A 21,559-nucleotide genomic window follows, 5' to 3' on the forward strand; every position below is an offset into this window, starting at 1 on the left:
GCCGGTCATCCGTTGTCGGTCATCCGCTTCGACGGGAGCGCGAACATCATGGTGAAGATGACCGCGAGCACCGCCACCACCCACCACAGGGCGTGCTGGAAGCCATCGGCGAACGCCTCGCGCATCGCGTTGGCCGGCCGGTCGTCGACCACACCGAAGAAGACCACCGAGACGAGTCCGAGCCCCAGGGCGTTGCCCATCTGCTGCGTGGTGTTGATCAGGCCCGAGGCCGAACCCGAGTGTTCGCGCGGGACGCCCGAGAGCACGGCGTCCGTCAGCGGGGCAACGATCAGTCCCATGCCCGCGCCCATGACCAGCAGGGGCGGCGCCATCTGCCAGGAGTTGATCTCCAGGCCGTACCGTCCGGCCGCGCCGATGTAGAGCAGCAGCCCGGTGATCATGGTCAGTGCGCCCGCCTGGAGGACGGCGCGGCCGAAGCGCGGGACCAGCTTCTGTACGGAGAGGCCGGCCGCGACCGACACGGCGAGGGAGAACGGCACGCCCGTGAGCCCCGCGCGCAGCGGGCTCCAGCCGAGGCCGATCTGCATGTACAGCGTCCAGACCAGGAAGAAGATGCCCAGGGCGACACCGAAGGTGAGCTGGACGGCGACGCCCGCGGCGAAGCTCTTGACCCGGAACAGTGACAGCTCGATCAGCGGTGAGCCGTCCTTACGCGCCTTCCGCCGCTCGTACGCCACCAGCGCGGCCAGGACACCGAGGCTGCCGATCATGCAGACATGGCCCCACAGCGGCCAGCCCAGTTCGCGCCCCCGGGTGAGGGGGTAGATCAGCATCAGCAGCGCGCCCGTCACCAGCACCACGCCCACCAGGTCGAGGCGGAGGGCCTTGGGCGCCTTGGACTCGACGATGAACCTCCGGCCGAGCAGCACCCCCGCCACGCCGACCGGCAGGTTGATGAGGAAGATCGGGCGCCATTCGAGGCCGAAGAGGTTCCACTGGGTGAGCAGCGCGCCGAGCAGCGGGCCCGAGACGGAGCCGAGGCCGACGATCGCGCCGAACAGCCCGAAGACCTTGCCGCGTTCGTGGGCGGGAAAGGTGACGTGGATGATCGACAGCACCTGGGGCACCATCAACGCGGCCATCGCGCCCTGGAGCAGCCGCGAACCGACCAGCATCTCGGGCCCGGCGGCGAAGCCGCAGAGCGCGGAGGCGACGGTGAAGCCACTGATACCGATCAGGAAGAGCCGCTTGCGGCCGTATATGTCACCGAGACGACCACCGGTGATCAGTCCGGCCGCAAAGGCGAGTGCGTATCCGGCGGTGATCCACTGGATCGCCCCGAAGGTGGCCCCGAGATCCCGTTCGATACTCGGGATCGCGATGTTGACGATGGTGACATCCACGAGGTCCATGAAGGCGGCCGTCATGACCACGGCCAGCGCCAGCCAGCGGCGGCGGTCACCGCCTCCGCCCCCCGCTCGTCCGGTCTCCGGAACGGCTGGGGACGGGTCGGGAGCGGAGGAGGAGGCGGCGGAGGACGAGGCGGAGGAGGCAGACGTCGCCGCCGGAGACGCCGCAGGAGAGGCGATGGGTGAACTCATGGGGCACAAGCTAGGGAGCATCTAGGTCCGTATGTGTCCTAGATGGCGCGCACCATGGACGTATGACCGACACTCCGGCACGGCTCCTGAGGCTGCTCTCCCTCCTCCAGACCCCGCGTGAGTGGCCGGGCAGCGAGCTGGCCCAGCGACTCGACGTCAGCGCACGCACCATCCGCCGCGACATCGACCGGCTGCGCGCCCTCGGATACCCCGTGGAGGCCACGATGGGGGCCATCGGGGGATACCGGCTGGTCGCCGGTACGGCCATGCCCCCGCTGCTCCTGGAGGACGAGGAGGCCGTGGCCATCGCCGTCGGTCTGCGGGCGGGGGCGGGCCACGCCATCGAGGGACTCGACGAGGCGTCCGTACGCGCCCTGGCCAAGCTGGAGCAGGTGCTGCCGTCCCGGCTCCGGCACCGCGTCTCCACCCTCCAGGCGGCGACGACGCCGCTCACCCGCGGGGACGGCGCGACCATCGATCCGCAGACCCTCACGGTCATGGCCGGCGCCGTCACGGGCACGGAGCGGCTGCGCTTCGGCTACCGCTCCGGGGACGGTACGGAGACGAAGCGCCAGGTCGAGCCGTACCGCCTCGTCTCGACCGGCAGCCGCTGGTATCTGGTGGCGTACGACCTGGGGCGCGACGACTGGCGTACGTTCCGGGTCGACCGGGTCAGCGAGCCCTTCCCGACCGGCGCCAGGTTCACGCCGCGCGAGCTGCCCACGGGGAACGCGGACGCCGCCCAGTTCTTGGCCCGGTCCATGTCACGGCTGCAGCCCGAGTGGGATGTGGACGTCACCTTCCGGGCGCCCGCGGAGTTCGTGACGGCCCGGCTGCCGCCGTATCTGCCCGCGCCCGTGCCCACCGGGCCGCTCTCCTGCCGGCTGCGCATGACCGTGACCGACTCGCTGGAGTGGGTCGCGCTGCGCCTGGCGCTGGTGGACTGCGAGTTCACCGCGCACGCCCCGGCGGAGCTCGCGGAGTACCTGTACCAGCTGGGGGCCAGGCTGACCCGCGCCTCCGTACCGACCGGGCAGCGACCGACCGGGTAGCGACCGACCGGCTGGCGGGAGGGACAGCCGAAAGGCCGGAGGAACAGCGGAAGAGGACAGGAAAAGGACAGAGGGGAGCCCCGGCACCTGGGGGGGGTTGGTGCCGGGGCTCGTCTCTGGGGGCCGACGGATCGGCCCTCCCGTACCGCTCGGGGAGCGAGTGCGGGTAAGGGGGACACTACGGCCACAGGAGGGCGACGTCACGCCGCCGCGTCGAAGCCGGTGTCCCGAGCCATCTTTTTCAGCTCCAACAGCGCGTGCTTCTCGATCTGGCGGATCCGCTCCCGCGTCAGGCCGTGCTGCTTGCCGACCTCGGTCAGCGTGCGCTCGCGGCCGTCCTCGATGCCGTACCGCATCTTGATGATCGACGCCGTGCGCTGGTCGAGCCTGCTGATCAGGTCCTCCAGCTCCTCGCTGCGCAGCAGCGTGAGCACGGACTGCTCGGGCGAGACCGCGGAGGTGTCCTCCAGCAGGTCGCCGAACTGGGTGTCCCCGTCGTCGTCCACCGACATGTTCAGGCTGACCGGGTCACGGGCCCAGTCCAGGACGTCGATGACGCGCGCCGGGTTCGAATCCAGCTCCGCGGCGACCTCCGTGGGCTCCGGGTCGCGGCCGTGCTCGCGGTTGAACTCACGCTGCACGCGGCGGATCCGGCCCAGCTCCTCCACCAGGTGGACGGGGAGCCTGATCGTGCGCGACTGGTCGGCTATGGAGCGCGTGATGGCCTGGCGGATCCACCAGGTCGCGTACGTCGAGAACTTGAAGCCCTTGGCGTAGTCGAACTTCTCGACCGCGCGCACCAGTCCCGCGTTGCCCTCCTGGATGAGGTCCAGCAGGGGCAGGCCACTGCGCGGGTAACGGCGCGCGACCGCCACCACGAGGCGGAGGTTCGAGCGTATGAAGACGTCCTTCGCCCGGTCGCTCTCGGCGACCAGCGCCTCCAGCTCCTCGCGCGACGCATCGCCCGCCTCGCTCTCCACCTCTCCGTCGAGGATCTGCCGGGCGTAGACCCCGGCCTCGATGGTCTGGGACAGCTCCACTTCCTTCGCTGCGTCGAGCAGCGGCGTACGAGCGATCTCGTCGAGGTACATGCCGACCAGGTCGCGGTCGGCGATCTCCCCGCCTACGGCGCGAACACTGCTTGCCGCTTTCGCCCCGCCGGTGGCGGAACGACGGGCGACGGCACGGGTTGCCATGCGAGCTCCCTTACTGAACTGAGTAGGTCGCGACACCCTTCCGGGTGCCCTGCATCCGTTGGAAACAACGACTGGAATCCGGACAGAATTCCCATGGCGTGCATAGATTTTCTGATCATGCAGTACCCTGTGCCGCCGACCGGGTGACCCGCGCCCCCTGTCGGGTACAGAGGTGCAGGTCAGGACAGTTACCGAGGCTGATGCCGACCGCGCTCCACCGAGGAGCGCGACCGGCGGATCCAGCAGCTCCGGTCACTTCTTGAAGACGATTCGCATGCGTCTTTGGTTGCTCAGGGCCGCTCGGGGCGCCTGCCCCGCCCCTTCCCCGGTACTCCCGCGGCGCTCCCCCGGTGCCCCCGGTACATCCCCGGGTACGTCCCGGGGCGCTTCAGCCGAACTGGACCGATCGCTTCGCCAGGCCCAGCCAGAAGCCGTCGATGACGCTCCTGCCCGTGCCCAGCTCGTCCTCCGCCGCGCCGAGCGTCACGAACAGCGGGGCGAAGTGCTCGGTGCGGGGGTGCGCCAGGCGGCCGGCCGGGGACTTGTGCTCGAAGTCGAGCAGGGCGTCCACGTCCTGCGCCTCCAGCGCCCGTGTCCCCCAGTCGTCGAACTCCGCCGACCAGCCGGGCACCCCGCCGCCCGGGTGGCGCAGCGCGGCGAGGTTGTGGGTGAAGAAGCCGCTGCCGACGATCAGGACGCCCTCGTCCCGCAGCGGGGCGAGCTTGCGCCCGATCGCCAGCAGTTTGCGCGGGTCGAGCGTCGGCAGGGAGATCTGGAGGACGGGGAGGTCCGCGGCCGGGTACATCTCGACGAGCGGTACGTACGCCCCGTGGTCCAGCCCGCGGTCCGGCACGTCCTGCACGGGGGTACCGGCGCCGCGCAGCAGCTTCCGTACGGAGTCCGCGAGCCACGGGGCGCCGGGAGCGTCGTAACGGACCTGGTAGTAGTGCTCGGGGAAGCCCCAGAAGTCGTACACGAGCGGTACGGACTCGGTCGCGCCCAGGGCGAGCGGCGCCTCCTCCCAGTGGGCCGAGACCATCAGGACGGCCTTGGGGCGCGGCAGCGCCGACGACCAGGCCGCCAGCTCGCCGGGCCAGACCGGGTCGTCGGCCAGGGGCGGGGCCCCGTGGGAGAGATAGAGGGCGGGCATGCGCTCAGCAACGGCGTTCATGGCGACTCCCGGGGTCATCCGTGTCGACGTCCACGCGTCCCCACCCGGACGTCTGCTTGAAAGCTCAAGCATTCATTACCTAGCAGCTTAACCAGATCTAGTTTAACTTTCAAGAATGAGTACAGTGGAGTACATGACCATGGCATCTACCGGCAGCGAGGCCGGCCCAGGCGAGGACACCCGCACGGAAACCGAAACCCGGGCGGAGGAGACGCGCTGGCTGAGCGACGAGGAGCAGCGCGTCTGGCTGACGTACGTCGAGGCGACGACGCTGCTGGAGGATCACCTCGACCGTCAGCTCCAGCGTGACGCGGGGATGCCGCACATCTACTACGGACTTCTCGTCAAACTCTCGGCGGCACCGCGCCGCCGGATGCGGATGACGCAGCTCGCGATGGAAGCCAAGATCACCCGTTCACGGCTCTCGCACGCGATCGCGCGGCTGGAGAAGCACGGCTGGGTGCAGCGCGAGGAGTGCCCCTCCGACAAACGGGGACAGAACGCGTTCCTGACGGAACAGGGCTTCGATGTGCTGAAGCGGTCGGCGCCGGGTCATGTCGCCGCCGTACGCCAGGCGATCTTCGACCGGCTCACCCCGGAACAGGTCGGTCAGCTCGGCGAGATCATGCGGGTGATGGCGGAGGGACTTCAGCCCGAGGGGACGGGCGCGGATCTGCCCTGGCGCCGCTGACTCCGGGGAGCCGCGGCACCAGGGCGGATTCTTCGCTCTCTTCCTCTTCTTCCGCGCGGCCGTTTCGCCTTTCGCCTTTCGCCTTTCGCCTTTCGCCTTTCGCTTTTCGCCTTCGCCTTCGCCTCCGACCGGCGCGTACCGGTCAGTGCATCGCGACCGGGATCTGCGCCTCGTCCGCCTCCGCGCCTTCCGTGCCACCCCCGCCCGAAGCACCCGTGGAGGAGCCGGGGCGGCCGGTGTTGATGAAGGTGATGGCGATCGTCGCCGCGACGGCGAGGATGCCGACCGCCCACCAGATGGCGCTGGAGAACCCGGCCACCAGGGCGCGCATCTGGAGGAGCCTGGGGTCGCTCGCGGTGGCCGCGTGCGTGGCGAGGTACGAGGTCGTGGCCGAGGCCGCGATCGTGTTCAGCAGGGCCGTACCGATCGCCCCGCCCACCTGCTGCGAGGTGTTGACCATCGCCGAGGCGACGCCCGCGTCCCGCGGCTCGATACCGAACGTCGCGAGCGACATGGCCGGCATGAAGGCCGTACCCATACCGAGGCCCAGCAGGAGCTGGCCCGGCAGGATCACACCCGCGTACGAGGAACCGAGGTCGAGCCGGGTCAGCAGCAGCATGCCGATGGCGGCGACCAGGAAGCCGGGCCCCATCAGGTAGCGCGGCGGGACCCGGGTCATCAGCCGGGCGCCGATCTGGGTCGAGCCCGTGATCATGCCCGCGATCATCGGGAGGAAGGCGAAGCCCGTCCTGACCGGCGAGTATCCCTGGACCACCTGGAGGTAGTACGTCAGGAAGAGGAACAGGCCGAACATCGCGATGATGGCCAGGCCCAGCGAGAGGTAGACACCGGCGCGGTTGCGGTTGGTCACCACGCGCAGCGGCAGCAGCGGGGCCTTGACCTTCGACTCGACGACCGCGAAGAGGACGAGCAGGGCGGCGGCCGCCACGAAGAGCGTGATGGTGACGGGGTCGGACCAGCCGTCGGACTCGGCGCGCGTGAAGCCGTACACCAGCGAGACCAGGCCCAGCGTGGAGAGGACGACGCCGGGGATGTCGAGCGCGGAGCGGTTACGGCCGGAGGCGGGCTCGCGGATCACGAAGTACGCACCGAGTGCGGCGACGACCGCGAACGGGATGTTGACGAAGAACGTCCACCTCCAGTCCAGGTATTCGGTGAGGAACCCACCAAGGATCAGCCCCACGGCGCCACCACCACCGGCGATCGCACCGAAGATGCCGAACGCCTTCGCGCGCTCCTTGGCGTCGCTGAAGGTCACCGCGAGCAGCGAGAGCGCGGCGGGCGCGAGCAGCGCGCCGAAGGCGCCCTGGAGCGCGCGGGCGCCGAGCAGCATCGCCTCGCCGGTCGCGGCGCCGCCGATGGCGGACGCGGCGGCGAAGCCGATCAGGCCGGTGACGAAGGTGCGCTTACGGCCCCACAGGTCGGCGATGCGTCCGCCGAAGAGCAGCAGACCGCCGAAGGCCAGCGCGTAGGCGGTGATGACCCACTGCTTGTTGCCGTCGGATATCCCCAGGTCCTGCTGGGCGGAGGGCAGCGCGATGTTCACGATGGTCGCGTCGAGCACGACCATGAGCTGCGCCAGGGCGATGAAGACCAGCGCTTTCCAGCGGCCTGGATCGGGGGCGGACAGGGCGCCCGGGTCGGGAAGCCGCTTCTCGGCTGTTTTTGGCATGGAGGTATCCACCTATGGATGCAGAAAGGGCGAAACGTACGTAAGTACAGGCGACGTTGCGGGACTTACGAAGTCATGGCGGGCTGATGTCGACGACATGAAGCCGTCACGGGCAGCGCGTGGCCTTCTGGCGGGCTCTGCGCTGGGACGTCTGTGGTGCGCGCGCTGCGCAGGCTGTGGGTGGTACGCGTGGCGCGACGGCGGTGGGTGGTGTGGGCGGCCGGTGTCATGACCGGGCCACCCCGGTATTGGTTCGTTTGTTCGTTGGTTCGTTGGTTCAGGGGCGCATCACGGAGCGGCGCGGCGCAGGTCCTCCAGGGTCGCGGCCGAGCCGGGCAGTTCGGACCGTGCGGGTGCCTCCAGGCCGTCCAGGAAGAGGTGGAGGTGCCGATGCACGAACCGGTCCATCGTGAGGCAGCCACTGTCGGGCAGCGGCCGGGTGAGCTGGGACAGCGCGATCATCAGATCGCCCGCCTCGACATCGGGGCGGAGCCGCCCCGCCTGCCGCGCCCGCTCCATGAGCCCTTCGACGGCGCCTTCGAGACGGCGCCGTTCGGCTTCCACGTCAGGATGCTTCCTGTCGAACGCCCCGGAGAGCATCGGACAGAGCGCCCCGATCCGTTCGTCCGCCGCCGTGTGCACGAAGCGGCGCAGCGCGGCGAACGCGTCGGGTTCCTCGGCGGCGATCCGCTCCGCCTGGTCCGCGACCCGGGCCATCACGGAGCGGACGACCTCGTGGGCGAGGACATGCCGGTCCGGGAAGTGCCGGTAGAGCGTGGCGTTGCCGATGCCGGCGCGGCGGGCGATCTCGTCGAGCGGCGCCTCGGAGCCGTACTCGACGTACATCTCACGCGCCGCCGCCACGATCCGCTCCCGGTTGCGCAGCGCGTCCGCGCGCGGCCGGGGGACGCGGCGCGCCCCCGGTCCGACGGCAGCGGCGACAGCGACGGCGGCTTCGGTGATTGCGGCGGCGGCGGTCACGTCGGGCCCCTTCCCAGCTCTCGGTTCTCGGTTCTTCGACGGTCTGCGCTCGGGTCTGCGCTCGGTCTGTTCTTCGGTCTGCGTGCCCCTGGTCGCCCGGGGACGTAGATGCAAACGGGGAACTTCTCCCCGGTTATTTCCCTCGTCCATGTGACCTGGGCCACATGTGCATGTTTACGGGGTTTTGCCCCCGATCGGCGCACCCAGCGAGCGCCGACACGCCGACCGACGGAGGGTGATCGAACGGAGGACAGCCAGGACGGCAGGCTGCCGCGACCGAAGGCGACCGTATGCAGCAGAGGCGTCTCATACCCAGCACCGGCTCCCGCCGGCTCTGCGCCCTCGCCGGCCTCGCGGCGCTCACCTTCGCCGGACTGACCGCCGCGAGCGGCACCCTCCCGTCCCCCCATCGGGCGTCATCGGGGCCCGGGGCGATCAAGGACATGAGCCGCGGCCCGTGCCGTATCTCCGCCGCCACCGCCGTACAGATGTCGGAGGGGCTGCCCACCCCGCCCGGTTACTCCCGCTCGACCGGCAAGGTTCGCGCCCTCAACCTCATGATCGACTTCCCGGACGCGCCGGGTCCCGGGAAAGCACTGGACCGGCTCGCCGAGTTCTTCCCGCAGACGTCGGAGTGGTTCAGGACCAGCTCGTACGGGCGCCTCGACTACCGTCCGGACGCGCCGATCAAGAACTGGCTGCGGATGCCGCTGCCGTTCGTGGAGTACGGGATAGAGCGCGGCGCGCCGTACGAGCCCGGCTACCGGCGACTCGTCGACGACATCGTGGCCGCCGCCGACCCCCACGTGGACTTCGCGGCATACGACCTGGTCAACATTCTGGTGACGCCCAACGCCGGCCCTTCGGCCCTGGACACCGTTCTGTCCGTGACCTTCTCCGGCAACGCGGACGCCCCGCAGGCGGACGGCGTGCCGCTCGCCAACACGTCCTTCGTCTACAGCCGCCAGGACGACGGCTCCGGCTCGTACGGCAACACCGGCTACCGGGTCCTGCCGCACGAGAACGGCCATGTCTTCGGCCTCCCCGACCTCTACACCGTGGACGGCGGCGGCTCGGTCGGGCACTGGGACATCATGTCCGAGGACTGGGGCGCCAACAACGATCTGCTGGGCTGGCACAAGTGGAAGCTCGGCTGGCTCGACGACGAGCAGATCGGCTGCGCGTCGGGGCCGGGCAGCAGTGACTACCTGCTCGGACCGCTGGCGACGTCGGGCGGTCCGAAGATGGCCTTCGTGCCGGTCTCCCCGGAGTCGGGGTACGCGGTGGAGGTACGGAGCCGGGCCGGCAACGACGAGGCGGTCTGCGAACCGGGCGTGCTGGTCTACCGCGTGGACGCCGCGGTGGACACCGGGCGCGGTCCGGTCACGATCGCGGACAGCAAGGAGAACAGCGGCGGCTGTACGCGGCGGCCGAACGTCCACGCCGAGCTGTCGGACGCGCCCTACCGGCCCGGGCAGTCCTTCGTGGACCGCGACAACCGCATCCGGATCTCGGTGCTGTCGCAGGAGCCGGACGACCACTTCAGGGTGCGGGTGACCCGGTCCTGACGCGCCCGTCGCGGAGGGTCGCGGGGACGCCGGTGGCGAACCAGCCCTCCCCCGCGGACGCCTCGCCCGCGGACGCCTCGCCTGCGGGCGCCTCGCCCCAGTAGCCGCGTACGAGGGACTGGCCGCGCAGCCACAACTCCCCCGCCTCGTCGATCCGTACCTCCGTGACGGGCGTGGGGCGGCCCCCGGCGAGCACGTCGCCGCATGTCTCCGTCAGACCGAAGGTGTCCTCGGACTCGGGCTCGGACTCGGACTCGGACCCACCTCCGTCTCCGGAAGGGGAGATTCCACTTCCGGGGTCGCGCGGCGGCCCGTCCGCGACACGGAGTGCGCCGCCCGCCGCCATCGCCGCGTACACCCGCGTCAGCGTCCCGGCCCGCGAGAACGGGTACGTCAGCGGCGTGACCGGGACGGCCCCCAGGCCCGGGATCCCGCCGCGGCCGAGGGCGGCGACCGCGGCGAGGTAGCGCGCGTTCATGGCGGCCCCGGCCTGGGCGAGCTGGGTGGCGACGGCACCCCGGGGTCGGCCGGACGGCCCGGGCACGTAGCTGATCGTGGCGTCGTCCTCGGCCCGTACCTCGATGTCGGGCGGGGCGGCGTACCGGTCGGGGGCGGGCAGGTCCTCGTACCGTTCCGTCCCCGCGTCCAGCTCTCCCCCGTGGTGGCGGACGACGGTCCGCACGGCCCCCGCCTCCCGGCGCGCCGCCCAGCGCCGCACGCGCGGCAGCCGCTCACCGTCCACGAGCAGCACGCGGGGCGCACAGTCGTCCAGCGCGTACGCGAGCAGATCCTCGGTCCACGCGGCGTCGAGCGGTACGGCGACCAGGCCGGCCAACTGGGCCGCCCAGAACGCAACCTGCCATGCGGGGCGATCGCCCATCACGAGGGCGGTGCGGTCGCCGGGGCGCAGTCCGTACGCGTCCACGAAGTGGTTGGCCAGTACGGTCGCGGCGGCGAAGAACTCCCCGTACGTGTACGGGTACGGGTCCATGGCCGCGGACCCGGCGCCCAGCAGGAACGGCCGGTCGCCGTAGGCCCACGTCGGCTCGACGAACTCGCGCAGGGTGCGCGGCCCGTCCGCGTACACGAGCGAGCCGTTCTCGGTCCGTACGGTGGCGAAGGGCGCCCCGGGCGCGGACAGCGCGGCGACCGCGGCGGCCTGCCGGTCGGAGTGGCTGATGTGGCCTGAGTAATGGCCGGTGTTCGGCACGGGCGTCCCCCTGATCAGTCGCTCGGTACCCTACGCCGGGCCCCGCTACCATGACGGGCTGTCAAACAAGTGTGATCACGTGAGTGTCGGTGGGAGAAGCGGTGGCTGTGGAGTTCGGCGAGGGCGCCCATGCCGCGCAGCGCTGGTCGGCGCGGATCTCGCTGGCCGCCTCGGGGGCGGCCGTGGTGCTCCCCCTGGCGTTCGCGGGGGCCGCCGCCAGCCTGCTGCTGATCGCGACCATCGTGGCGGGGACCGCGCTCACCGCGGCGGCCGTCTGGTGGATCCTGACCCGGCGCGGGGCCGCCCGGGCGGGGGCCGTGGCGCTGGCCGTGGCGACGCCGGTCGCCGTCCTCGCGATCTTCGAAGCGGCGAACCTGCTGTGGCTGGTCCTGGTCTGCGCCGCGCTGTGGGCGGTCGCCGTCTGGACGGGTCGTACCGCGCTCAGCAGTGCGGGCGCCACGCGGAGCGCCGCCATGCCGGAACACGAGACGCCGGCGCCCCGCCGTCCGTTCCTCATCATGAATCCGCGCTCCGGCGGTGGAAAAGTCGGCAGGTTCGGGCTGCGGGAGAAGGCGGAACGGCTCGGCGCGCGGGTCGTGCTGCTCGACCCGGACCATCCGCGCGACGTCGCCGCGCTCGCCCGTGAGGCCGCCGACGACGGGGCCGATCTGCTGGGGGTCGCGGGCGGCGACGGGACCCAGGCACTCGTCGCGGCCGTGGCGGCGGAGCGGGGGCTTCCGTTCCTGGTGATCTCCTCCGGGACGCGCAACCACTTCGCGATGGACCTCGGGCTCGACCGGGAGAACCCGTCGGCCTGCCTGGACGCGCTGACCGACGGCGTCGAACTCCATGTCGACCTCGGCTTCGCGGGCGGGCACCCCTTCGTCAACAACGCGTCCTTCGGGGCGTACGCGGCGGTCGTGCAGAGCCCCGCCTACCGTGACGACAAGGTACGCACCACGCTCGACCTGCTCCCCGAACTGCTGACACACGAGCGCGGCCCGCTGCTGACCGCCACCGCCACCTCTGCCCACGGCGACGGCGGCGACAGCGGCGGGGCGCCCGTCACCGTCACCGGCCCGCAGGCCCTGCTGGTGAGCAACAACCCGTACCGCACGGAGGATCCGGCGGGTCTGGGCCGGCGCGAACGGCTGGACGCGGGGGTGCTCGGGGTCCTCGGCCTACGGGTCGACAGCGCGGCGGAGGCCGCCGGGCTGCTGCGCGGCCGGCAGTCGGCCGGGCTCACGGTCCTGACGGCCCACCAGGTGACGGTGGACGCGGACCGGGCGGAGATCGAGGTCGGCGTCGACGGGGAGGCACTGACCCTGCCCACGCCCGTGCGGTGCCGTATCGAGCCCGGCGCCCTGCGGGTACGGGTCCCCAGGAACCGGCCGGGTGTCCCGCCGGTGCAGCCGCCCCTGGACCGGCGGCGGCTGCGCAAGCTGGCCGCGGCGGTCGGGCGGACGGCTGTCGGACGGACGGCTGTCGGACGGCGCGAACGCCCCGTCAGTTAAAACCGCCCGCCCGGTGAGGACCTCCCGCCCGGGCGCCCGTGAAGCGTCCGTACTTCAGCGCTTCATGTGCCGGCGGATCCAGGCCGCCTGTCCTCCGTCGATGAGCAGGTCGGTCCCGGTGATGTAGAGCGACTGCGGCCCCGCGAGGAAGGCCACGGCGTCGGCGATCTCCCCGGGCGTGCCCGTGCGGCCCGCGCCGCACGCCCGGACCATCCGGAGCATGTGTCCGTCAGGGTCCGCGTCGGTCTCCGCCCGCGACATCGCGGTGGAGATGACCCCCGGGCTGACGGTGTTGATCCGGGCGCCCCGCTGGTTCCAGGCGAGTGCCGCCGCCTCCACCCGTACGTGGTTGGCGCGTTTGGCCAGGATGTACGCGGCCGTCGCGTCCTCCCCTACGGCGGCGACCGCGCCGAGGCCGAGCAGTTCGCTCGCCGGGGCCGTCGCGAGGGCGGCCTCGTCCTCCGGGCTCAGTGAGGCGTAGTGGCCGGCCATGCTGGAGACGCAGACGAGCGCGGTGCCGCGGATGGCCACCCGCTCGAACGCCTCGATCACGTACACCGTGCCGAGCAGGTCGACGTCGAAGATCTTCCGCGCCGACGAGGTGGCGGCGGCGACGCCCGCCGTGTGCACGACGGCCTTCAGCGGGCCCGCGTCCGCGGCCGTGTCCGCCAGTTTCTCGACGGACGCCCGGTCGGAGACATCCGTGAGCACGCCCTGAACGGCGTACCCCTCGGCGCTCAGCGCGTCGACGGCGCGGTCGAGTTGGCCCTGCGAGGCGTCGGCGAGGATCAGCGTCCGCCCGCTGCCGAGCCGCCGCGCGACGGCCGCCCCCATGCCGCCCGCCCCGGTGACCACCACCACGTCCGGCGCGTCGTGGTACACACGCTCCCGCATGAACGACCTCTTTCTCGTTGTTCGGTGAACTGTCCGGTGAACTGCCTGGTGGGTCTGGTGGGTCCGGTGGGTCCGGTGGGTCCGGCAGGTTACCCGGCCGGGCGGGCGGCGGTCAGGCCGCCTCGGTGGCCCCGGCCGGTACGGTCCCCTGCCAGGAGGCGCCCGCCGCGATGGCCTGGCGCCACTGCCGGATCTCCTTGGGCGGCATCCCGACCGCGAGGGCCCCGGTCACCCGGTCCCCGGTGCGGTACGCGGCCACGAACCGGCGCTCCGCCAGGTCCCCGGCCACGACGGCGACCTCGTCGTGGCCGCGCAGGTAGCCGTAGGCCTGGACCTTCATGTCGTACTGGTCCGACCAGAAGTACGGCACCGGCGCGAACGGCTTGCGCGCCTCCGGGCGGAGCAGGTTGCGGGCGGCGGCCATGCCCTGTTCCGCCGCGTGCGTACGGTGCTCGATCCGCATGTCCACACCGAACAGCGGGTTGTGCCAGCGGGCCACGTCGCCCGCCCCGTACACCCCGGGGGCGGCCGCGCAGTACGCGTCGCACACCAGCCCGTCCTCCACCGTCAGTCCACTGTCCGCCAGCCACTCGGTGTTGGGCAGCGACCCGACGGCGACCAGGACCTCGTCGGCCTCGACCAGACCGCCGTCGGCCAGCAGCACGCCGGCCCCGGTGATCTCCCGTACGGAGACACCGGTGCGCAGATCCACCCCGTGCTCCAGGTGGGCCCGCGACAGCACCTCGCCGACCGCCGTGCCCACGGCGTGCGCCAGCGGTACGGGGGCGGGCTCGATCAGGGTCACCCGGGCGCCGAGCCGCCGGGCCACGGCGGCGGCCTCCGCGCCGAGGAACCCGGCGCCGACCACGGCCAGTCGGCGCCCGGGGCCCAGCCGGTCCCGCAGCGCGAGGGCGTCGTCCATGGTGCGCAGGACGTGGGCGTCCTGGCCGGGCAGCCGCCGGGGCCGTACCCCGGTGGCCACGATCAGCCCGTCGTACTCCACCCGCGCCCCGTCGGCCAGCAGCACCGTACGGCCGGCGGTGTCCAGCCCGGTCGCCGCCGCCCCCAGCCGCAGATCGAGACCGAGGGCGTCGAGATCGGCGTACGGGCGCAGCGGCAGCCGGTCGGGGCTCCACTCGCCCGAGAGGATCTGCTTGGAGAGCGGGGGCCGGTCGTACGGAGGGTGCGGCTCCTCACCGATCAGGGTGAGGGTGCCGTCGTACCCCTCCCTGCGCAGGGTCTCGACCGCCGCGAGTCCGGCTGCCGAGGCGCCCACGACGACGATCCGCCTCACTGCTCCACCAGGCGGATCGCGGCGGCCGGGCAGATCGCCACGGCTTCGCGCACCCCGTCGAGAAGGCCGTCGTCAGGGTGCTCCTCCAGCAGGATCGCGACGCCGTCGTCGTCCCGCTGGTCGAAGACCTCGGGGGAGGCCATGACGCACTGTCCTGCGGCCACGCATTTCGGCTCGTCCAGTTCCACACGCATGGTGTTCACCTCTGTTCGTTCGTGGGGGGTTGTTGGTGGTCGGAGCGGGTCTACCAGGCGACGGGCAGGCTGTGCACCCCGTACGTCGTTCCGGTGTGGTCGAACTCCAGCTCCTCGATCGGCGCGTCCAGCCGCAGCGTGGGGATCCGGCGGTAGAGGGTGCTGTAGACCACCTGGAGCTCCAGCCGGGCGAGGTTCTGGCCGAGGCACTGGTGCGGGCCGTAGCCGAACGCCTGGTGGGTACGGGCCGGCCGGGTCAGGTCCAGGCGCTGCGCCTCCGGGAACGCCTCCGGGTCCCAGTTCGCCGCGTGCAGATCGAAGATCATGCCGTCACCGGCCTTGATGACGACGCCGCCGATCTCGATGTCCGCCTTGGCGACGCGCCGTACGCCGGTCTGCACGATCGTCAAGTAGCGCAGCACCTCGTCGACCGCGTTCGCGACGACCTTCGGTTCGTCGGTCTCGCGCAGCAGGGCGAGCTGGTCGGGGTGCTGGAGCAGCGCCAGCGTGCCCAGGCTGATCATCGTCGCGGTCGTCTCGTGACCGGCGATCAACATCGCGACGCCCATGTGGACGGCCTCGGTCCGGCTCATCTCACCGGCCTTGACGCGTCCGCCCATCTCGGAGAGCACGTCGTCGCCGGGGTTCTCCAGCTTCTCCCCGAGCAGCTTGTCCAGGTAGGCCGCCAGGGCTCCGCTGACCTCGCGGGCCTTCTCCGGCGCCACGGTGCTGTCCAGCACCGTGCTGCTGCTGGTCTGGAAGAAGTCGTGGTCCTCGTACGGCACTCCGAGCAGCTCGGCGATCACGAGGGACGGCACCGGCAGGGCGAACGCCTTGAGGAGATCGGCATGGGCCGGCCCGGCCAGCATCGTGTCGATCAGGTCGTCGACGATCTTCTGGATGGGCTCGCGCATCTTCTCGATCCGCTTGACGACGAACGGCCCGTTCACCGTCCGGCGCAGCCGGGTGTGTTCCGGGGCGTCCGTGTTCGTGATCATCCGCGGCGACACCGGCGCGATCTGCGCCCGGTGCGCGTTGACGTACGGGAAGCCCGGGTCGAGGTCGTCGTCGCTGACACGGGAGTCGGTGAGCAGGGTCCGCTGGTCGGCGTGGCGGGTGATCAGCCAGGGCGTGCCACCGTTCCAGATCCGTACCTTCGTGAGGGGTTTCTCCGCGCGCAGCTCCTGCGTGGCCGGAGCCGGCGCCAGCGGGCACTGCGCGGCGCGCGGCAGCGGGTACTCCGGCAGTGCCGGCGCGCCGCCCGCGGGGCAGGTCAGGGTCTCGGTCATGGCGTCTCCTCCGTGCTGTGGGGGGCCGAGGTCCGGGAGGTTGAACAGCTCGACCGCACACCATGGAAAGGGAGCGGACTGACACCCTCCAGCCAGTTACCTGACATAAGCCTGACGTGATGCGTATCACATTTTTAAGGGAGGATCGTCCCGGTTCGTCGCGCATTGCGATACGGGTCAGAGGGTCGGCCCGCAGGTGAGCAGGAGCGGGAAGACGGGCGCCGCGCACGACGCCACCACGATCGCGAGCCAGGTCACGCGGTGCGGCCTCGGCTGCGGCGCGAGCAGCCGGCGCACCCGGATCAGCGTGCCGGGGCCGCCCGCGCCCAGCGCGCCGCTCGGCGCCCGGCCCGCCGCGACCTCGCACATCGCGGCGGCCAGCGTCTCCCTGGGGTGGCCGCGCAGCGCCCGGTCGTCCGCGGCCATCTCCAGCAGCAGCGCGGTCTGCGCCCGGGCGTGGCGGGCGAGCGGCAGACCAGGGAAGGCCCGGGCGAACGCGTCGGCCGCCATGAGGAGCAGGTGGTGGCGGCCCGCGAGATGCGCGCGCTCATGGGCGAGGGCCGCGCGGAGCTGGTCGTCGGAGAGGACGTCCAGCGCGCCGCGCGAGACGACCACGCGCCGGCGCCGCCCCGGCAGGCAGTAGACGGCCGGTACGTCGTGCTCCACGACGGTCGCACCGTACTCGGGGGCCGGGACGCCGACGAGGGAGAGCAGGTCGAGCCGGCGCGCCCTGGCCCGGCGCGAGCGCCACACCGTACGCAGCAGCCAGGCCAGCGGAAGGAGCGCGACCGCCGCCGGGACCAGGAGCGGGACGGCCCCGCCGGCCGGGGACGCGGCGGGTGCGCCGGAGGACGAGGCGTCGGGCGCGGCGGGCGCTCCCCCGGAGCCGGCCGGGGCGCCCGCCGGGACCTCCACCGGGGCGCCCGCCGGGACCTCGGCCGCCACGCCGCAGATGCTGAGCAGCCCGACGAGGCCCCGGTGCACATGCTCCTCGGTCAGCACCAGGTGGTATGCGGCCAGCGCGACGGAGACGACGAAGGTCACCATCAGCCCCTGCCAGGCCAGGACCGCGACGGCCGGGGCGCGGTGCGTCCAGCGCGCCCGCGCCAGCCCGTACGGCACCACGGCGCCCACCAGAGCCGCGTACCCGGTCAGCGCCAGGGCCGCGATCATGTCCCGCTCCGCCGTTTCGCCGTCCGCAGGGCCGCCCGTAGCGCGTCGGCCTCCTCGGGCGTGATCTGCTCGACGAAGCTGACCAGGGCGCCCGCGGGATCGGGGTTGCCGCCGAGGGCGTCCTGCATGAGGGCCGCGGTGTACTGCTGGCGTGTGCCGGTGGGTTCGTACACCCAGGCCCGGCCTTCCTTCTCACGCCGGAGCATGCCCTTGCGGTAGAGGATGTCGGCCACGGTCTTGACCGTGCTGTAGGCGAGGGGACGCTTCTTGTTGAGGTCCGTCAGCACGTCACGCGCGGTGGCCGGCCGGCCCCAGGCCCACAGGCGGTGCATGATCTCCGCCTCCAGCTCGCCAAGCTGTCGCACAACCGCTCCCCTCACTCCCGGACCGCTCATCGTAGCTTCCGGACCGGACCGGGATACATGAAGCCAATCTACTTAGCAGTGCAGCGGCACAGGACCGTATCGCGTCCGCTCGCGACAGCTCGGCAAGAAGAGTCCACGAAGGTCCACGGAGACCATCTCCCGCTTCCGCAGCCACTGTTGGGGACAATCCACAGCCGCCCTGGGAGCCGAGTCGCACCCTCCCTTGGAGCAGCCGAGCTAACGTGCTTAGTATTCGAACGGCCGATTCGGACCGGAGTCGGAGACAGAGAAGGAGCTGCCCCATCGTGGCGTCCCACCGCCGTCCCAAGCCGCAGCGCACCGCCTACGGAACGATGCTCACGGCCACCGCCACGGCCGCGGTCGCGCTGTCGGCGCACTCCGCCTCGGCCGATCCCCTCCCGGACCCGACCAAGAAGGGCGTCAAGGCGCAGGTCGACCGCCTCTACGAGGAGGCCACGCAGGCGACCGAGAAGTACAGCGGCGCGAAGGAGAAGGCCGGCACCCTCCAGAAGGAGGTCGACGCCCTCCAGGACGCCGCCGCCCGGAAGCAGGCGGACCTCAACGAACTGCGCGACCGTATCGGCTCGATCGCCGCCGACCAGTACCGCAGCGGCGGTCTCGCCCCGTCCATGCAGCTCCTGCTCTCCTCCGACCCGGACGCCTATCTCGACCAGGCGACCCTGATGGACCAGCTCGGCGCCCGCGATGTGAGCGACCTCCAGCAGTTCCAGGCGCAGCGGCGCGAGGTGCGGCAGCAGCGCGCGCAGGCCGCCACGAAGCTGAAGGAACTCAGCGACACGCGCGCCGAGTTGGGGCGCAAGAAGAAGGAGATCCAGGGCAAGCTGGCCACGGCGCAGAAGCTCCTCAACACGCTCAGCGCCAAGGAACGGGCCAAGATCACCGCGCAGGAGGACCGCGCCAACCGGGACAGCGCCCGGGTGGACCTGGGCAACGAGGCCAGCGCGTCGTCGCGCGGCGCCGCGGCCTTCGCCGCCGCCAAGAGCCGGGTCGGCATGCCGTACGTGTGGGGAGCGACCGGGCCCGGCTCCTTCGACTGCTCGGGGCTGACCTCCTGGGCCTTCAAACAGGCCGGCGTCTCGATTCCCCGCACCTCGCAGGACCAGGCGAACGCCGGGACCCGTATCAACTCCCTGGGCGACCTCAGGCCCGGCGACCTCATCATCATGCGCACCGACCTGAGCCATGTCGGCTTCTACGCGGGCAACGGCCAGATACTCCACTCGCCCAAGCCCGGGGCGCAGGTCCGTTACGAGTCGATCGCGCGCAGCGGCATGCCGTTCATGTGGGGCGTACGTATCTGACGTAACGTCAATTCACTTGTCATTCACCGTTGTTCGTCACGCGCCCGGCTTCGGGTCGGCCGCGCGGCGCCAGGCCGCCTCGCGCAGCAGGCGCAGGCCGTTGAGGCCGACGAGGACGGTGGAGCCCTCGTGTCCGAGGACGCCGAGGGGCAGCGGCAGATGGCCGACCAGGTCCCAGACGACCAGGCCGGTGATGAACGCGCCCGCGATGACCAGGTTCTGGACCACGAGGCGGCGGGCCGCGCGGGAGAGGGCGACGACGGCGGGGACGGTGGCGAGTTCGTCGCGGACCACGACGGCGTCCGCGGTCTCCAGCGCGAGGTCGGAGCCGGCCCGGCCCATGGCGACGCCGATGTGGGCGGCGGCCAGCGCGGGGGCGTCGTTGACCCCGTCGCCGACCACGAGCACCCGGCGCCCGGCCGCCTCCCGCTCCCGTACGGCCGCGACCTTGTCCTCGGGCAGCAGTCCGGCGCGTACGTCGGTGATACCCGCCTCGTCGGCGAGACGGGCCGCGGCGCGCGGGTTGTCGCCGGTCAGCAGCGTCGGTGTGGTGCCGGTCAGGGTGGTGAGGGCCGCGACGGTGGCGACGGCGTCGGGGCGCAGCCGGTCCGCGATGCCCAGCACGCCGACGGGGACGCCGTCGCACCGGACGAGGACCGCGGTACGGCCGCCGTCCTCCAACTCCGCGACAACGGCGGCGAACTCGCCTGCGCGCGTGCCACCGTCCCCCGTACCGGCACCGGCGTCCGCGCTCCCGGCACCGGCGTCGCCGCCGTCCGTGAGCCGGGCCGGGGCGCCGACCGCGACCGTACGGCCGTCGACGACGGCGGTCACCCCGATGCCGGGCGCGGAGGTGAACTCCCGTACGTCCGCGAGCGCCAGGCCGCGGGCGCGGGCGGCGCCGACGACGGCACGGGCCAGCGGGTGCTCGCTGGGACGCTCGGCCGCCGCCGCCAGGCTCAGCAGCGCGTCCTCGGAGAGCCCGGAGCCGGGCAGCGGGCGGAGGTCGGTGACCCGGGGGGTGCCTTCGGTGAGGGTGCCGGTCTTGTCCAGGGCCACGGTGTCGATCCGGCCGAGGCGTTCCATGACGACGGCGGACTTGACCAGCACCCCGTGGCGCCCGGCGTTGGCGATGGCGGAGAGCAGCGGCGGCATGGTGGCGAGCACGACGGCGCACGGCGAGGCGACGATCATGAAGGTCATCGCCCGGAGCAGGGCGTCGGTCAGGTCGGCGCCGAAGCCGAGCGGGATCGCGAAGACGGCGAGGGTGGCGACGACGATGCCGACGGCGTAGCGCTGCTCGACCTTCTCGATGAAGAGCTGGGTCGGGGCCTTGGTCGCGGACGCCTCCTCGACCATCGCCACGATCCGGGCGATCACCGAGTCGGACGCGTCCCGTTCGACGGTGACCCGCAGGGAGCCGGTCCCGTTGAGGGTCCCGGCGAAGACCTCGTCCCCGGCCGCCTTCGGTACGGGCAGGGGCTCGCCGGTGATGGTGGCCTGGTCGACCTCGCTCGCCCCGTCGGCCACCCGGCCGTCTGCGCCGACGCGTTCACCGGGGCGTACGAGGACGGTGTCGCCGACGACGAGGTCCGCGGTGGCGACCCTACGCTCCTCCCCGTCGGCGTCCAGCCGGGTCGCGGTGGCCGGGGCGAGATCGAGCAGCCCGCGTACGGAGTCGGCGGTGCGCGCGGTGGCCAGGGCCTCCAGCGCGCCGGAGGTGGCGAAGATGACGATCAGCAGCGCACCGTCCATCACCTGCCCGATGGCGGCGGCGCCGAGCGCGGCGACGATCATGAGCAGATCGACGTCGAGGGTCTTCTCCTTCAGCGCCAGCAGCCCCTCGCGGGCCGGCTCCCAGCCGCCGGTCAGATAGGCCGCCGCATAGAGCGGGCCCCAGCTCCAGGCGGGGGCGCCGGCCAACTGCGCCGGGAGCGCGACCAGGAAGAACACCAGCGAAGCGGCCGCCCAGCGCGCCTCGGGCAGCGCGAGGACGCGCGTACGGCGCCGGGGCGCGGCAGGGCCCCGGCCTGGCGGGGCCGAGTCGGGGGCGGGGCGTTCGGCGAGGGCGGAGGACATGCGGGTTCCTTCGGCGTACGGCGGTGTGGGGCGACCCGCTCACTTTACAGGAAAGAATGAACACCTCTTCATTTATGCCCGAGAGGCGACGGCGGCTCGGGCAGGGCGGGCGCTGGGGGTGTAGCCCACTACACCCCGGGTTCGGGAGGGTGCTCCCTCGTGACGGGGTCCACCGGCCGGGATCGTGGAGATCAACGAGGCCGACCGCGACCGGGACCCGGCCGACGCGGACAGATTCTCCGACGGAGGAAGCCTCTTTCTTCCCCTTTGTCTTGCACCGCCGATGTGGA

Annotated in this window: 18 protein-coding genes; 5 read left to right on the forward strand and 13 right to left on the reverse strand. The window is 72.0% G+C overall.

Going from position 1 to position 21,559, the window contains the following annotated elements; all coding sequences use genetic code 11:
- Nucleotides 1–5: 5 nt before the first annotated feature.
- The gene (locus tag ACIQ7D_RS15950; RefSeq protein ID WP_403937829.1) at nucleotides 6–1,562 is read right to left on the reverse strand and encodes an MFS transporter; all 1,557 of its coding nucleotides are present in this window, start codon (nucleotides 1,560–1,562) and stop codon (nucleotides 6–8) included.
- Nucleotides 1,563–1,624: 62 nt separating this feature from the next.
- Between ACIQ7D_RS15950 and ACIQ7D_RS15955 the strand changes: the two genes are divergently transcribed.
- On the forward strand, nucleotides 1,625–2,614 hold the full coding sequence (locus ACIQ7D_RS15955) for a helix-turn-helix transcriptional regulator (RefSeq protein ID WP_403937831.1): 990 nt from the start codon (nucleotides 1,625–1,627) through the stop codon (nucleotides 2,612–2,614).
- A gap of 200 nt (nucleotides 2,615–2,814) precedes the next feature.
- Here ACIQ7D_RS15955 and ACIQ7D_RS15960 read toward each other — a convergent pair whose 3' ends face one another.
- The gene (locus tag ACIQ7D_RS15960; RefSeq protein ID WP_403937832.1) at nucleotides 2,815–3,810 is read right to left on the reverse strand and encodes an RNA polymerase sigma factor RpoD/SigA; all 996 of its coding nucleotides are present in this window, start codon (nucleotides 3,808–3,810) and stop codon (nucleotides 2,815–2,817) included.
- 388 nt (nucleotides 3,811–4,198) lie between these two features.
- On the reverse strand, nucleotides 4,199–4,981 hold the full coding sequence (locus ACIQ7D_RS15965) for a dioxygenase (protein ID WP_403937834.1): 783 nt from the start codon (nucleotides 4,979–4,981) through the stop codon (nucleotides 4,199–4,201).
- Between the two features lie 124 nt (nucleotides 4,982–5,105).
- On the opposite strand from ACIQ7D_RS15965, the gene ACIQ7D_RS15970 reads away from it, so the two are divergent.
- Nucleotides 5,106–5,672, forward strand: a complete 567-nt coding sequence (locus tag ACIQ7D_RS15970; RefSeq protein WP_403937922.1) for a MarR family winged helix-turn-helix transcriptional regulator — start codon at nucleotides 5,106–5,108, stop codon at nucleotides 5,670–5,672.
- Nucleotides 5,673–5,814: 142 nt separating this feature from the next.
- Here ACIQ7D_RS15970 and ACIQ7D_RS15975 read toward each other — a convergent pair whose 3' ends face one another.
- Both ACIQ7D_RS15975 and ACIQ7D_RS15980 read right to left on the reverse strand, forming a co-directional pair.
- A complete protein-coding gene (locus tag ACIQ7D_RS15975) occupies nucleotides 5,815–7,365 on the reverse strand; it encodes an MFS transporter (protein WP_403937836.1) in 1,551 nt (516 codons plus the stop codon).
- A gap of 288 nt (nucleotides 7,366–7,653) precedes the next feature.
- Nucleotides 7,654–8,328 carry a TetR/AcrR family transcriptional regulator gene (locus ACIQ7D_RS15980; protein ID WP_403937925.1) on the reverse strand — a complete coding sequence of 225 codons (675 nt, stop codon included), beginning with the start codon at nucleotides 8,326–8,328 and terminating at the stop codon, nucleotides 7,654–7,656.
- Between the two features lie 308 nt (nucleotides 8,329–8,636).
- Here ACIQ7D_RS15980 and ACIQ7D_RS15985 point away from each other — a divergent pair, with 308 nt between their 5' ends.
- Nucleotides 8,637–9,914, forward strand: a complete 1,278-nt coding sequence (locus ACIQ7D_RS15985) for a M6 family metalloprotease domain-containing protein (protein WP_403937838.1) — start codon at nucleotides 8,637–8,639, stop codon at nucleotides 9,912–9,914.
- On the opposite strand, the gene ACIQ7D_RS15990 is transcribed toward ACIQ7D_RS15985, so the two are convergent.
- Complete coding sequence (locus ACIQ7D_RS15990; protein WP_403937840.1) at nucleotides 9,889–11,124, reverse strand: AMP-binding protein; 1,236 nt, start codon at nucleotides 11,122–11,124, stop codon at nucleotides 9,889–9,891. The genes ACIQ7D_RS15985 and ACIQ7D_RS15990 overlap by 26 nt on opposite strands.
- A gap of 101 nt (nucleotides 11,125–11,225) precedes the next feature.
- Here ACIQ7D_RS15990 and ACIQ7D_RS15995 point away from each other — a divergent pair, with 101 nt between their 5' ends.
- Nucleotides 11,226–12,638, forward strand: coding sequence for a diacylglycerol/lipid kinase family protein (locus ACIQ7D_RS15995; protein ID WP_403937842.1), 1,413 nt, complete (start codon nucleotides 11,226–11,228; stop codon nucleotides 12,636–12,638).
- A gap of 54 nt (nucleotides 12,639–12,692) precedes the next feature.
- Here ACIQ7D_RS15995 and ACIQ7D_RS16000 read toward each other — a convergent pair whose 3' ends face one another.
- The 6 genes from ACIQ7D_RS16000 to ACIQ7D_RS16025 all read right to left on the reverse strand — a co-directional run bounded on the left by ACIQ7D_RS16000 (nucleotide 12,693) and on the right by ACIQ7D_RS16025 (nucleotide 17,847).
- On the reverse strand, nucleotides 12,693–13,532 hold the full coding sequence (locus tag ACIQ7D_RS16000) for an SDR family oxidoreductase (RefSeq protein ID WP_403937843.1): 840 nt from the start codon (nucleotides 13,530–13,532) through the stop codon (nucleotides 12,693–12,695).
- A gap of 112 nt (nucleotides 13,533–13,644) precedes the next feature.
- Entirely contained in the window at nucleotides 13,645–14,826 is a 1,182-nt protein-coding gene (locus ACIQ7D_RS16005) for an NAD(P)/FAD-dependent oxidoreductase (protein WP_403937845.1), read from the reverse strand.
- Complete coding sequence (locus ACIQ7D_RS16010) at nucleotides 14,823–15,020, reverse strand: ferredoxin (protein WP_329822287.1); 198 nt, start codon at nucleotides 15,018–15,020, stop codon at nucleotides 14,823–14,825. Before ACIQ7D_RS16010 ends, ACIQ7D_RS16005 begins: the two co-directional genes overlap by 4 nt.
- Before the next feature lie 50 nt (nucleotides 15,021–15,070).
- Nucleotides 15,071–16,309 (reverse strand): cytochrome P450, encoded by a 1,239-nt coding sequence (locus ACIQ7D_RS16015; RefSeq protein WP_403937847.1) that lies wholly within the window; start codon nucleotides 16,307–16,309, stop codon nucleotides 15,071–15,073.
- Nucleotides 16,310–16,486: 177 nt separating this feature from the next.
- Entirely contained in the window at nucleotides 16,487–17,482 is a 996-nt protein-coding gene (locus tag ACIQ7D_RS16020) for a M56 family metallopeptidase (RefSeq protein ID WP_403937849.1), read from the reverse strand.
- A complete protein-coding gene (locus ACIQ7D_RS16025; RefSeq protein WP_365813906.1) occupies nucleotides 17,479–17,847 on the reverse strand; it encodes a BlaI/MecI/CopY family transcriptional regulator in 369 nt (122 codons plus the stop codon). Before ACIQ7D_RS16025 ends, ACIQ7D_RS16020 begins: the two co-directional genes overlap by 4 nt.
- A 305-nt stretch (nucleotides 17,848–18,152) precedes the next feature.
- Here ACIQ7D_RS16025 and ACIQ7D_RS16030 point away from each other — a divergent pair, with 305 nt between their 5' ends.
- Nucleotides 18,153–19,190 carry an NlpC/P60 family protein gene (locus ACIQ7D_RS16030; protein ID WP_403937851.1) on the forward strand — a complete coding sequence of 346 codons (1,038 nt, stop codon included), beginning with the start codon at nucleotides 18,153–18,155 and terminating at the stop codon, nucleotides 19,188–19,190.
- Nucleotides 19,191–19,226: 36 nt separating this feature from the next.
- Here the strand turns inward: ACIQ7D_RS16030 and ACIQ7D_RS16035 are convergent, their stop codons facing one another.
- Nucleotides 19,227–21,269: a heavy metal translocating P-type ATPase gene (locus ACIQ7D_RS16035; RefSeq protein ID WP_403937853.1), complete on the reverse strand. Its 2,043-nt coding sequence runs from the start codon at nucleotides 21,267–21,269 to the stop codon at nucleotides 19,227–19,229.
- Nucleotides 21,270–21,559 lie beyond the last annotated feature (290 nt).

It is taken from the genome of Streptomyces sp. NPDC096310 (assembly GCF_044763125.1).
In the GTDB taxonomy this organism is placed as follows: domain Bacteria; phylum Actinomycetota; class Actinomycetes; order Streptomycetales; family Streptomycetaceae; genus Streptomyces.

Bases quoted from the DNA above. Each gene is read 5' to 3' on its own strand.
- ACIQ7D_RS15950 (WP_403937829.1), bottom strand. From the start codon at position 1,562: ATGAGTTCACCCATCGCCTCTCCTGCGGCGTCTCCGGCGGCGACGTCT.
- ACIQ7D_RS15955 (WP_403937831.1), top strand. From the start codon at position 1,625: ATGACCGACACTCCGGCACGGCTCCTGAGGCTGCTCTCCCTCCTCCAG.
- ACIQ7D_RS15960 (WP_403937832.1), bottom strand. From the start codon at position 3,810: ATGGCAACCCGTGCCGTCGCCCGTCGTTCCGCCACCGGCGGGGCGAAA.
- ACIQ7D_RS15965 (WP_403937834.1), bottom strand. From the start codon at position 4,981: ATGAACGCCGTTGCTGAGCGCATGCCCGCCCTCTATCTCTCCCACGGG.
- ACIQ7D_RS15975 (WP_403937836.1), bottom strand. From the start codon at position 7,365: ATGCCAAAAACAGCCGAGAAGCGGCTTCCCGACCCGGGCGCCCTGTCC.
- ACIQ7D_RS15985 (WP_403937838.1), top strand. From the start codon at position 8,637: ATGCAGCAGAGGCGTCTCATACCCAGCACCGGCTCCCGCCGGCTCTGC.
- ACIQ7D_RS16000 (WP_403937843.1), bottom strand. From the start codon at position 13,532: ATGCGGGAGCGTGTGTACCACGACGCGCCGGACGTGGTGGTGGTCACC.
- ACIQ7D_RS16010 (WP_329822287.1), bottom strand. From the start codon at position 15,020: ATGCGTGTGGAACTGGACGAGCCGAAATGCGTGGCCGCAGGACAGTGC.
- ACIQ7D_RS16015 (WP_403937847.1), bottom strand. From the start codon at position 16,309: ATGACCGAGACCCTGACCTGCCCCGCGGGCGGCGCGCCGGCACTGCCG.
- ACIQ7D_RS16020 (WP_403937849.1), bottom strand. From the start codon at position 17,482: ATGATCGCGGCCCTGGCGCTGACCGGGTACGCGGCTCTGGTGGGCGCC.
- ACIQ7D_RS16035 (WP_403937853.1), bottom strand. From the start codon at position 21,269: ATGTCCTCCGCCCTCGCCGAACGCCCCGCCCCCGACTCGGCCCCGCCA.